Source organism: Streptomyces sp. NPDC102259, from assembly GCF_044766465.1.
Lineage (GTDB): Bacteria > Actinomycetota > Actinomycetes > Streptomycetales > Streptomycetaceae > Streptomyces.
This window is the reverse complement of sequence record NZ_JBIWMA010000007.1, coordinates 254,823-265,724: the sequence shown is the minus strand read 5'-3', so window position 1 is coordinate 265,724 and position 10,902 is coordinate 254,823. Positions and strand designations below refer to the sequence as shown.

Below are 10,902 nucleotides of genomic sequence, written 5' to 3'. Positions count from 1 at the left end.
CTGAGGAGTCACATCCCATGCCTCTCGCCGATTCCGACGGCACCTCCCTCTACTACGAGCGCCACGGCAGCGGTCCGGCGATCCTGTTCGTGCACGGCAGCGGCGGCCACCACGCCGCCTGGTGGCAGCAGGTCGCCGCCCTGCGCGAAGAGTTCACGGTCGTCACCGTCGACCTGCGCGGCTTCGGCAAGTCCGACTCGTCCATGGCGGAGTTCGACGGCCAGGACTTCCCCGGTGACGTCGTCGCCGTCCTCGACCAGGAGGACCTGACCGACGTCATGCTGGTCGGGCAGTCCATCGGCTCCGTCGCCGCCCTGCGCGCCGGCCTGCTGCGCCCCGAGCGCGTCTCGTCCGTCGTCCTCGGCCACTCGCTGGGCGGCATCAGTCACCCGGAGCTGAAGGAGCTGGCCGCCGCCGACCGCGCCGAGGCCGTCCAACTCCCGGTCATCGACCGGCTGTTGACCAAGCCGTTCCAGCGGGAGCGCGCCGACCTCACCTTCCTGTTCCAGCAGATGGGCACCTTCAACGTGGCCAGGATGCAGGATCTGCGCAACCTCGACACCAACGGCCCCTCCCTGGAGGAGGTCGAGGCGTCGGGCGTCAAGGTCGCCTTCCTCGCGGGCGAGAAGGACGCCGTGCTGAGCGTCAAGACGGTGACCCGTGCCCACGAACTGCTCGCCGGATCGCACCTGGAGATCGTCCCGGGCGCCCCGCACTCCATGTACTGGGAGACGCCCCAGGCCTACAACGAGGCCGTCGCCCGACTGCGCCGCACCCTCACCGCACCGAAGGAAGCAGTATGAGCAGCCTGACCCTGGCCGCCGCCGAGGAGATCATCGAGGCCGCCACCCAGCGGGCCCGGGCCGTGGGCAAGGCGGTGAGCGTCGCCGTCGTGGACGCCGGCGGCTTCCCCATCGCCATCCGCCGCCCGGACGGGGCCCGCCCCCTCACCCCGGACATCGCCCGCGCCAAGGCGTACACCGCGGCCGTCATGCAGCGGCCCGGCAAGATGCTGAAGAAGTGGCAGGAGAGCCAGCCCGTCTTCTTCGCCCAGCTCTCCCAACTCCCGGGCGCCGCCATGCCGATCATGGCCACCGAGGGCAGCGTCACCATCAAGAAGGACGGCGAGATCATCGGCGGTCTCGGCATCGCGGGCGGCACCGCGGACGAGGACCAGACCATCGCCGACGAGGTGCTCGCCGCCCTCGGCTACGAGCTGGAGTTCGCCGCCTGGGGCGTCGCGGGCGCGGCCGGGCCCGGAAAGGACGCGTGACCCATGGCGGACACGTTCAACTACCGCATCGACCACCACGGCAGCCTGGTCCGTCCCGCCGAGCTGGTCGCCGCCCGCGCGGCCGGCGACCCAAAGGCACGGGCGGCCGCCGAACGGACGGCGGTCGAGGAAGCGGTCGTCTTCCAGCGCAGACTCCGTTCGACCGTCGTGACCGACGGCGACTTCCCCCGCGAGGACTTCCGGGGCGCCGTCCTCGACGCGGTGACCGGCTTCCGCCGCACCGACGAGGTCGGTGCGGACGGACTGGTCGGCTGGGTCGCCGAGTCCCTGCCCAAGGCGAGCGGCCCGCTGCTCGCCGACTGGGCCGACCGGCTCACCACGCTGACGGTGATCGCGCCGAAGGCCTCGCTGCCCTCCCCGGCGTACCTCGCCGCGACCACCTACCGGCCCGGCCTCGGGGTGTCCTCGGCACGCGAACTGGGCGAGGCCCTCGCGGAGATCGTGCAGGCGGAGATCGAGCTGCTGGTGTCGAAGGGCGTACGCCTGATCCAGCTCAACAATCCTTTGCTGCTGGACCAGTTGGCGACCGAACCGGCCGACCCGGGCGCCCTGTCCTTCGAGGACGCCCTCGCCGTCGAGGCCCTCGCGGTACGTCTCGACGAGCGTCCCGAGGGCGTACGGATCGGGGTCGCCCCCGGCTTCGCCGCACCCGGGGCCGTGGACCGGGCGCGCGCCGAGCGGCTGTACGGCGCGGTACCGGCCGACCGCTGGATCCTGCCCCTCGACCAGGGCACCGACGCCGAACTGGACCTCGTCCGGGCGCTGCCGGAGGACCGGGACGTGTGCCTGGGCGTGGTCGACGCGACCGTCCCCGAACTCGAGGACATCGACACGGTGATGGCCCGCATCGACGCCGTCGGTGCGTTCAAGGACCTCGAGGACGCGGCCGTGTCGCCGTCCCGGGGCTTCGCCGACGTGGCGAACCGGCCGCTGCTGACCGCGCAGGAGCAGCGCAGGAAGCTCGTGCTGGTGGAGACGGTCGCCCGCTACGTGTGGGGCAACGAGTTCTGACAGCGGCGCACGGACAAGGGCCGGGCGACTCAAGCGAGTTGCCCGGCCCACGCCGTACGGCCACGACACCCCACGGCAGATGCTGCAAGGCACGGCAAAGCACGGCAAGGCACGGCAAGGCGCCGTGCCGTGCGCCCTACAGCACCTCGGCGAAGGTGACCGTCCGGTCCGTCAGCAGCGGCCACACGGTCGCCACGATCAGCTTCTGGAAGTGCTCGGCCGCCTTGTGCGCCTCGAACCCGGCCCGGTCGGCGTACCGCTCGTACAGCAGGAAGCCGCCGGGCTGCGCCTCGACCGCGTGCACCTCGTACCCCTCGTTCGCCGGCTCGGCACGGGTGTGCTCGCGCACCTGGAGCAGCGCGGCGCGGACGCTCGTCCCGTCGGCGGGGGCGCAACGGTAGTGGGCGACGACGGCGTAGGACATGTCCGGTTCTCCTCGGCGGGTGGGCGGAGACCGCGGTCAGGCCTCCGGCCCGCCGATTCCAGCATGGATCAGGCCCGCGCCGACCCGCGCGCGGCGCAACCAATGCCTGCTGCCGCAGAGCTGGCGGCACCGCCCTGACGTGGTGTGTCGTCACAGTCCGCACCCTGGCCGACAAAGGAAGTGACCCGACATGCGTACCCTGGAAACCCTCGTGGGCGGGGAGTGGGTGGCGAGCGCCGAGTGGATCGACGTCCTCGACCCCGCCGACGTCCGCACCCCCGTCGCCCGCGTTCCGGCCCTCACGGCCAAGGACGTCACCCGTGCCTTCGACCACGCCGAGCGGGGGTTCGCCGTCTGGAAGCGCACCAGCCCCTTCGAGCGGGCCCGGGTCTTCACCGACGCGGCCCGGCTGATCCGCGAACGGGCCGAGGAGATCGCCGCCGACGTCACGGCGGAGAACGGCAAGACCCTCACCGAGGCGACCGGCGAGACCCTCAAGGCCGCCGACTTCCTGGAGTACTACGCCGGTCTCTCCCGCCAGGGCTACGGCACCCTCCTGCACGACGTACGGCCCCACCACCGCACCCACACCCAGCGCGAGCCGATCGGCGTGATCCTGGTGATCAGCCCGTGGAACGACCCGCTGATCACGCCCGCCCGCAAGCTCGCCCCGCTGCTCGCGACCGGCAACGCGGCCGTGTTCAAGCCGGCCACCGAGACCCCGGTCTCCGGCCTGCACTTCGCCCGCGCCCTGCACGACGCCGGACTCCCCGCGGGCGTGCTGAACGTCGTGACCGGCCGGACCGCGGAGATCGAGGAGGCCCTCCTCGACGACCCGCGGATCGTCGGCATCACCTTCACCGGCTCCAACGCCGTCGGCAACCGTATCCGTCGCCGTCTCGCCGACCGCAACGTCCGTTTCCAGGGCGAGTTGGGCGGCAAGAACGCCTCGGTGGTGCTGAAGGACGCCGATCTGCCGGCCGCCGCGAAGGCCGCCGTGGCGGCTTCGTTCGGGCAGGCGGGCCAGCGCTGCACCGCCACCAGCCGGGTCGTGGTCGAGCGGCCGGTGTACGAGGAGTTCACCCGGCTGCTGGTCGCCGAGGTCGAGCGGCTGAAGGTCGGCCCGGGCAGCGACCCGGCGACCACCCTGTGCCCGCTGTCCAGCCCGAAACAGCGCGACAGCGTCCTCGCCGACCTGGCCGGGGCGGTCGGGCAGGGCGCCACCGTGCTCACCGGCGGCCACGCGGACACCGAGGGCGAGCGCGCCCACGGCTGCTATGTGCGGCCGACCGTGCTCGGGGACGTCACCCCCGAGATGGCGATCTGGCGCGAGGAGGTCTTCGGGCCGGTCCTCGTCCTGCGCGCGGTCGACGGCTTCGACGCGGCCGTCGAGGCGGTCAACGACTCCGGCTTCGGCCTCGCCGCCGCCGTCTTCACCCGCGACCTCGCCTGCGCCCACCGATTCGTCGACGAGGCCGAGTGCGGACAGGTCGCGGTCAATTCCACCACCACCGGCTGGGACGTCCACCTGCCTTTCGGCGGGTTCCACGACTCCGGCACGGCCTACAAGGAGCAGGGCGAGGAAGTCCTGCGCTTTTCCACGCGCGTCAAGACTGTCGCCGTGCACTTCGGCGGCTGACGATCGGGAGCAGTGGACAAGAGAGAGGAGGCGTTCGATGGCTGATGAGACGATCGGCATCGTCGGTGCCGGCATCGTGGGTCTGGCGACGGCCCGAGAGATCGCCCTGAGCAGGCCCGGCACCCGGGTCGTGGTCTTCGAGAAGGAGCGGGAGGTCTCGCTCCACCAGACCGGCCACAACTCGGGCGTCGTGCACGCCGGCATCTACTACACGCCCGGCAGTCTCAAGGCCGAGCTGACGGTACGGGGCGTGGCCCTGCTGCGCGCGTACTGCCAGGACCGCGAGCTGCCGTACCGCGAGATCGGCAAGCTGGTCGTGGCGGTCCGCGACGACGAACTCGGCCGGATGAACGCCCTCTACGACCGGGCCAGGAACAACCACGTGCCCGATCTGCGCAAGGTCTCCCGCGAGGAGATCCGGGAGATCGAGCCGAACGCCGGCGGTGTCGCGGCCCTCTACTCCCCGCGCACCGCGATCACCGACTATCCGGCGATCGCCCGGGCCTTCGCCGACGACGTCGTCGGCTCCGGGGGAGAGGTGCGGACGGGCTTCCCGGTCACCTCCCTCACCGAGGTGCCCGGCGGCATAGAGGTGGTCTCCGGACCGCGGCGCGTGCGCGTGGACCGGCTGATCCTGTGCGCGGGCCTGCACTCCGACACCGTGGCGGGCCTCGCGCAGGACCGGCGAGAACCGCGGATCGTCCCGTTCCGGGGCGAGTACATGCTGCTCAGGCCGGACAGGACCGACCTCGTGCGGGGCCTGATCTACCCGGTGCCCGACCCCCGCTACCCGTTCCTCGGCGTCCACTTCACGCCCCGCGTCGACGGCTCGGTGGAGGTCGGCCCCAACGCGGTCCTGGCGCTGGCCAGGGAGGGGTACACCCGCACCCGGGTCTCCCCGAAGGACCTGCTCGGCCTCGCCGCCTACCCCGGCGTCTGGAGGATGGCGGCCCAGCACTGGCGCACGGGCGTCAGGGAGTACCGCGGGTCGTTCTCGGCGAAGGCCTTCATGAAGGACGCCAAGCTGTACGTCCCCGCGGTCGGCGTCCAGGACGTCGTACGCGGCGGGGCGGGCGTGCGCGCCCAGGCCCTGGACCGGGACGGCACCCTCGTGGACGACTTCCGAATCCACCGGGTGGGCCGGGTCACCGCCGTCCGCAACGCGCCCTCGCCGGCCGCCACGGCCTCCATGGCGATCGCCGAGCACATCGTCGAAGCCGTTTTCGACCGCGCTTCCGGCAGCAGCTGAGAAACAGGCCGGGAAACCGGCCGAGAGACAGGACGGCCGAAGCAGGCCGAGAAGCAGGCCGGGAACCGGTTGCGCAACAGGGCGGCCGAAGCGGGCCGGGAACCGGTTGCGCAACAGGGCGGGCCGATGCAGGCCGGGAAGCGGTTGTGCAACAGGCCACCGAAGCGGGTCGAGAAACCGGTTGCGCAACAGGCCGAGAAGCCTGCTGCGCAACCGGTGGCGCAACAGGCCCGGAAACCGCTTTCGGCGACCGCGCGCGCAACCTGAAAGTGCCCTGCGAACAGGGCGCTTTCACGCAACAACAGCTTGCGCTCCCAGGGGCTCCGCAAGGCCTTTCCGGCCGCCTAGCGTTCCCTCCGCAACGCCTCACCACGTGCCCTACCGAGAGAAAGAAGTACGGGACATGTTCGTCGTCGACACGCAGATCCACATCTGGCTGGAAGAGACCCCGGACCGCCCCTGGGTCCCGGGCGCCCGGGAGCGGATCCGCCTCAACGGCCACCGCGAGGACCCCTTCTCCTACGAGGAGGCCCTCGAGCTGATGGACGAGGCCGGCGTGAACCGCGCGCTGATCCTGCCGCCCTCCTGGGAGGGCGACCGCATCGACTACGCCCTCGAAGCCTGTGAGGCGCACCCGGACCGCTTCGGCATCATGGCCCGCATCCCGCAGAACAAGCCCGAAGAGGGCAAGGCCATGCTGAAGGACTTCGCGCAGAACCCGCACATCAAGGGCACGCGACTGACCTTCCACCGCCCGCAGGACCGCAACTGGATGATCGACGGCACCAACGACTGGTACTGGCCCGTCGCCGCGGAGCTCGGCATCCCCACCATGGTCCACGCCCCGATCTGGAAGCGTGAGCTCGGCGAGATCGCCGCCAAGCACCCCGAGCTGAAGATCATCATCGACCACATGGGCATCATGGCCCGCTGCGTCGACGACGCGATCGGATACTGGGTCGCGGAGACCGCGGACCTCGCCGCCCACCCGAACATCTACGTCAAGGTGTCCGCGCTGCCCGGCTACTCGACGCAGCCGTTCCCGAACAACAACATCCAGAAGTACGTGCGCGAGATGGTCGACAAGATGGGTCCGCAGCGCTGCTTCTACGGCACCGACATCACCCGCCTGCTGGGCCACGGCATCACCTACACCGACACCATCGAGCAGTTCACCAAGCACTGGGACTTCACGCCCGAGGAGCTGGAGTGGATCATGGGCCGCGGTATCTCCGAGGTCCTGAACTGGCCGATCGAGGGCTGAGGAAACACGAGAGATGACCGACACCACCACCTCACCGCGAGCCGACGGCGGAGACGCTCTCGTCACCGCCTTCAACGCCGTCGGCGCCGACTACCTGTTCTGCTCGTCCGGGTCAGAGTGGGCCCCGGTGTGGGAGTCCCTCGCCCGGCGCCACCGCGACGGACTGCCCTGCCCGCGGTACCTGGACCTGACCCACGAGACCGTCGCCGTGGGCATGGCCACCGGCTACGGCCTGGTCAGCCGCCGGCCGCAGGGTGTGCTGCTGCACGCGGCCCCCGGCCTGCTCCAGGGCTCGATGGCCGTCCACGGGGCGCTGCTCGCCGGCGTCCCGATGGTGGTCAGCTCCTCGGAGTCGACCACCTACGGCGACGGCCCCGGACAGGACCCGGGCGGCCAGTGGTACCGGAACCTGTCCATCGTGGGCGGCCCGCACGGTGTCGCGACTCCGTTCACCAAGTGGTCCACGGAGGCCGCCAGCGTCCACACGCTGCCCACCATGGTCACGCGGGCGGCCGAGCTGGCCTGGCGGGCCCCGGCGGGCCCGGCGTACCTGAACGTCCCGCTGGAGATCCTGCTGGAGGAATGGGACGGCCGCGAGGCCAAGCCCCTCGTGCCGCCGGGCTCCACGCACAGCTCGCCCGAGGAGGTCGACCCGGTCGCCCAGCTGATCCGCGAGGCGAGGAACCCGGTCATCGTGACCGAGACCGCCGGCCGTGAGGCGGGCGGCTTCGAGGCCCTCGTCGCCTTCGCCGAGGCCTGGAACATCCCGGTCGTCGAGCCGGACTCGGCGGTGTGCGGCAACTTCCCGCGCACCCACCCGCTGCACGCGGGCAACGACATCGGCCCGTGGATGGACGAGGCGGACCTCATCCTCCTCGTCAACTGCCGCGCCCCGTTCTACCCGCCGTCGCGCCGCCCCTCGAAGGCGCAGGTCGTCGTCATCGACGAGGTGCCGCAGCGTCCGCATGTCGTCTACCAAGTCCTGTTCGCGGACAGGTACTTGGAGGGCAACGTCACCAACACCCTGCGCCAGCTGGCCAAGCGGGCGAAGGACCTCGACGAGGCCGCCGTCGCCGTACGGCGCACCGCGCAGGACGAGCGGCACGCCGCCGAGCAGGCCGCCGTCGCCGACGCCGAGCACAGGGCCGGGGCGCAGCAGCAGGCCGAGGGCGTCGACCCGGTGCTGGTCGCGGCCACGCTGCGCGAGCTGCTCGACGGCGCGCAGGGCATCGTCGTCGACGAGACCATCACCCACAGCCGTGTCGTCAAGCGGCACCTGCGCACGGCCGCCCCCGACTCGTACTTCTACGTGCAGGGCGGCCTCGGCCAGGGCATCGCGGTGGCGCTCGGCGTCAAACTCGCCGCCGGGGACAGGCCGGTGGTCCTCACGATCGGCGACGGCGCGTTCGCCTACAACCCGGTCGTCCCCTCGTACGACGCGAGCAAGGCGTACGAACTCCCGCTGCTCATCGTGGTGTTCAACAACCGTGTCTACAAGTCGATGAACCTCAACCACCGCAGGTTCTATCCCGACGGAGCGGCCGCCGACACCGGTGAATGGCTCGGCACCGACCTGCACCGTCTGCCCCGACTGGCCCAGTTCGCCGAGCCGTTCGGCATGCACACCGAGACCGTCGACACCGCACAGGCGCTCGGGCCCGCCCTCGAGCGCGCCCTCAAGGCCGTGGCGGAGGGCACCACCGCCGTCGTCGACGTCCTCGTCACCCGCTGAACCAGGAGGCACCGCCACCATGTCCACCCCCGCTACGAAGATCCTGGTGCCCGCGGAGGACCTGCGCACCTTCTCCGCCGCCCTTCTCGAGAAGGGCGGCCTGAGCGCCGAACACGCCCGCACCACCGCCGACGTGTTCGTGTGGGCCGCGCTGCGCGGCGTCGACTCGCACGGCATCGCCCGGGTCCCCGCCTACCTGGACCTGCTGGAGAAGGGCGTCGCCAACGCGGACGCCCGGATCACGGTCGAGTCCACCACCCCGGCCGCCGCCGTCCTGGACGCCGACCGCGCACCCGGCCCGGTGGCGCTCAGCGCGGCGGCCGAGGAGGCCGTGACCAGGGCGAGGACGACCGGCATCGCGGCGGTGGGAGTGCGCCGCACGGTGCACACCGGCGCGATCGGCTACTACGTGTCGAAGATCGCCGAACAGGGCCTGGTAGGCATCGGGTTCGTCGCCGGGATGCCGAACATGGGCTACACCGGAGTCAGGGGAGCGGCGGTCGCCACCAGCCCGCTCGCCATCGCCGTCCCGACCGACTCCTCGTCGGCGCACGCGCCGCTGCTGCTGGACATGGCCACCGCCACCATCGCCCTCGGCAGGATCCGGCAGGCGAAGGCGAGCGGCACCCCGCTGCCCGAGGGCGCGGCCGCCACCGAGGACGGCACCCCGACCACCGACCCCGAGCGGGCGGTCATGCCGCTGCCGCTCGGCGGGGCGAAGGGCTCCGGCATGTCCCTCGCCTTCGAGCTGCTGACCAGCGTGCTCGTGGGGGCGCCGATCTTCGCGTCGTTCCACTCGGACGACCCGGCCGGCCGCAAGCACCGCCAGAACGCCCTGCTCATCGCCGTCGACCCGGCCGCCTTCGGGGGGACGGACGCCTTCACCGAGTCCGTGGACGCCACGCTGGACACGCTCAAGGGCCTGCCGGCCGCGGACGACGCGCAGGGCGTGTTCTACCCCGGCGAGCGCAGTGCAGCCGTGGCCGCCGGCCGCGGGGAGAAGGGCGTACCGGTGGCGCCCAAGGTGTGGCGCGACCTGGCCGAGCGCGCCGAGAAGCTGGGCGTCGCCCTGCCGGCAGCCGCTGGATAGGGGACGGCGGCTGCCCGGGGCGACGACCGGGGCGGGGGCAGGTGGCCGGGGCGCGCCGGTGCGGCGGACTGCGCCTGCGGGCCACCCGGGGGGCGTCCGGTGCGGCGGACGCGCCCTCCCGCCCTCTCCCGCCCCGTCCCCCCCGGCCTCGCCTCAAGAGGGCTGCGGCGTACCGGCGTCGGTCGCCCGTCGAAGATGACGGGCGATCAGCGCGTAGGTGGTCCGGGCCCTTTCGTCGTCCTTGGTGTCGTAGCCGTGGTCGGCCCCGGCGAGGTCATGGTGCTCGACGAGGGCACCGGCCGCGCCCAGCCGCTCCGCGTACCGCACCGCCTCGTTCCTGAGCAGGTCGTACTCGGCCGTGATGACCAGCGCCGGGGCGATGCCCGTCAGGTCGGCGGTGTCGGAGGCATGGGCGGGCGAGACGAGCCGGTGGGCGCGCTCGCGCGGATCCGGCACGTACGAGGTGTCGAAGATCTCGGCCATCCAGGGCCGCAGCATGGGCTTGGCGACAGCCGCCTTCTTGTCCTTCGCGCTGGTCGCGAGATCCAGCGGCGGGTAGTGCAGCACCTGGAGGGCGATCGCGGGTCCGCCCTGTTCCAGGGCCTGGCGGGCCACGGCCGCCGCGAGTCCGCCGCCCGCGCTCTGTCCGCCCACGGTGAGCCGCCCGCCGTCCCAGCCCTGCTCCGCGCCGTGCTCGGCGACCCAGCGCACCACCTCGAAGGCCTGCGTCGGCGGGGCCGGGAACGGGTGCTGCGGGGCGACGACGTACTTCACGTTGACCACGACCACCCCCGCCTCGGCGGCCAGCCACCGGCAGAGCCCGTCGTCGAGTTCCGGCATCGACACGACGTAACCGCCACCGTGGAAGTTGACGTGGACGGGCGCGGGCGTCGCCGTCCCGGCCGGGGGCGCGTACACCGTGACCTGTGCCGGGGCGACGGAGGTCGGCACCGTCAGCTCGCGCACCGCGCGGGGGTACTCCGGGAAACGGGCCTGCCCGTCGGCCGTGGAGCCGGGGCCACCGGAGCGGCGGCTCGCGAGCCCGGTGAGGCCCTGCATCGTCTTGGCGGCGAAGGCGGCCACCGCCGGTCTGGCCAGGAGGGACATGCGCGTTCCGTTCGTCGAGCCGTGCCGTCGATCGTCAGGATTCCTGTTGAATAGAACGGGGCGAAGCTAGCATGGCGGAACCCGCGCGCGCA

The 10,902-nt window shown here is 72.1% G+C and carries 10 protein-coding genes; 8 read left to right on the top strand and 2 right to left on the bottom strand.

The genetic code is table 11. From position 1 onward, the window contains the following. Window positions 1-17: 17 nt before the first annotated feature. From ACIRPU_RS19355 to ACIRPU_RS19345, 3 genes are read left to right on the top strand one after another with little or no spacing between them, the layout of a single operon-like run. The gene (locus ACIRPU_RS19355; RefSeq protein ID WP_403868540.1) at window positions 18-803 is read left to right on the top strand and encodes an alpha/beta fold hydrolase; all 786 of its coding nucleotides are present in this window, start codon (window positions 18-20) and stop codon (window positions 801-803) included. Beyond that, window positions 800-1,273, top strand: a complete 474-nt coding sequence (locus tag ACIRPU_RS19350; protein WP_403868537.1) for a heme-binding protein — start codon at window positions 800-802, stop codon at window positions 1,271-1,273. Before ACIRPU_RS19355 ends, ACIRPU_RS19350 begins: the two co-directional genes overlap by 4 nt. A 3-nt stretch (window positions 1,274-1,276) precedes the next feature. After that, window positions 1,277-2,305 carry a methionine synthase II (cobalamin-independent)-like protein gene (locus ACIRPU_RS19345; protein WP_403868534.1) on the top strand — a complete coding sequence of 343 codons (1,029 nt, stop codon included), beginning with the start codon at window positions 1,277-1,279 and terminating at the stop codon, window positions 2,303-2,305. 136 nt (window positions 2,306-2,441) lie between these two features. Here the strand turns inward: ACIRPU_RS19345 and ACIRPU_RS19340 are convergent, their stop codons facing one another. Continuing rightward, window positions 2,442-2,729 (bottom strand): putative quinol monooxygenase, encoded by a 288-nt coding sequence (locus ACIRPU_RS19340; RefSeq protein WP_403868531.1) that lies wholly within the window; start codon window positions 2,727-2,729, stop codon window positions 2,442-2,444. Window positions 2,730-2,919: 190 nt separating this feature from the next. Here ACIRPU_RS19340 and ACIRPU_RS19335 point away from each other — a divergent pair, with 190 nt between their 5' ends. The 5 genes from ACIRPU_RS19335 (at window position 2,920) to ACIRPU_RS19315 (ending at window position 9,703) form a co-directional block, all read left to right on the top strand. After that, complete coding sequence (locus tag ACIRPU_RS19335; RefSeq protein WP_403868528.1) at window positions 2,920-4,368, top strand: aldehyde dehydrogenase family protein; 1,449 nt, start codon at window positions 2,920-2,922, stop codon at window positions 4,366-4,368. A 37-nt stretch (window positions 4,369-4,405) separates the two neighbouring features. After that, window positions 4,406-5,617 carry an L-2-hydroxyglutarate oxidase gene (lhgO, locus tag ACIRPU_RS19330; protein WP_403868525.1) on the top strand — a complete coding sequence of 404 codons (1,212 nt, stop codon included), beginning with the start codon at window positions 4,406-4,408 and terminating at the stop codon, window positions 5,615-5,617. Window positions 5,618-6,020: 403 nt separating this feature from the next. Continuing rightward, window positions 6,021-6,881, top strand: coding sequence for an amidohydrolase (locus tag ACIRPU_RS19325; RefSeq protein WP_054241279.1), 861 nt, complete (start codon window positions 6,021-6,023; stop codon window positions 6,879-6,881). Window positions 6,882-6,894: 13 nt separating this feature from the next. Further along, window positions 6,895-8,613 carry a thiamine pyrophosphate-dependent enzyme gene (locus tag ACIRPU_RS19320; RefSeq protein ID WP_403868522.1) on the top strand — a complete coding sequence of 573 codons (1,719 nt, stop codon included), beginning with the start codon at window positions 6,895-6,897 and terminating at the stop codon, window positions 8,611-8,613. A 19-nt stretch (window positions 8,614-8,632) separates the two neighbouring features. Further along, a complete protein-coding gene (locus ACIRPU_RS19315; RefSeq protein ID WP_403868519.1) occupies window positions 8,633-9,703 on the top strand; it encodes an Ldh family oxidoreductase in 1,071 nt (356 codons plus the stop codon). A 153-nt stretch (window positions 9,704-9,856) separates the two neighbouring features. Here ACIRPU_RS19315 and ACIRPU_RS19310 read toward each other — a convergent pair whose 3' ends face one another. Continuing rightward, complete coding sequence (locus ACIRPU_RS19310; RefSeq protein ID WP_403868516.1) at window positions 9,857-10,810, bottom strand: alpha/beta hydrolase fold domain-containing protein; 954 nt, start codon at window positions 10,808-10,810, stop codon at window positions 9,857-9,859. Between the last annotated feature and the right edge of the window lie 92 nt (window positions 10,811-10,902).

What these genes read in the sequence shown, in the direction of transcription:
- ACIRPU_RS19340 (WP_403868531.1), bottom strand. Translation starts at nt 2,729, where the DNA reads ATGTCCTACGCCGTCGTCGCCCACTACCGTTGCGCCCCCGCCGACGGG.
- lhgO (WP_403868525.1), top strand. Translation starts at nt 4,406, where the DNA reads ATGGCTGATGAGACGATCGGCATCGTCGGTGCCGGCATCGTGGGTCTG.
- ACIRPU_RS19350 (WP_403868537.1), top strand. Translation starts at nt 800, where the DNA reads ATGAGCAGCCTGACCCTGGCCGCCGCCGAGGAGATCATCGAGGCCGCC.
- ACIRPU_RS19335 (WP_403868528.1), top strand. Translation starts at nt 2,920, where the DNA reads ATGCGTACCCTGGAAACCCTCGTGGGCGGGGAGTGGGTGGCGAGCGCC.
- ACIRPU_RS19345 (WP_403868534.1), top strand. Translation starts at nt 1,277, where the DNA reads ATGGCGGACACGTTCAACTACCGCATCGACCACCACGGCAGCCTGGTC.
- ACIRPU_RS19325 (WP_054241279.1), top strand. Translation starts at nt 6,021, where the DNA reads ATGTTCGTCGTCGACACGCAGATCCACATCTGGCTGGAAGAGACCCCG.
- ACIRPU_RS19355 (WP_403868540.1), top strand. Translation starts at nt 18, where the DNA reads ATGCCTCTCGCCGATTCCGACGGCACCTCCCTCTACTACGAGCGCCAC.
- ACIRPU_RS19310 (WP_403868516.1), bottom strand. Translation starts at nt 10,810, where the DNA reads ATGTCCCTCCTGGCCAGACCGGCGGTGGCCGCCTTCGCCGCCAAGACG.
- ACIRPU_RS19315 (WP_403868519.1), top strand. Translation starts at nt 8,633, where the DNA reads ATGTCCACCCCCGCTACGAAGATCCTGGTGCCCGCGGAGGACCTGCGC.
- ACIRPU_RS19320 (WP_403868522.1), top strand. Translation starts at nt 6,895, where the DNA reads ATGACCGACACCACCACCTCACCGCGAGCCGACGGCGGAGACGCTCTC.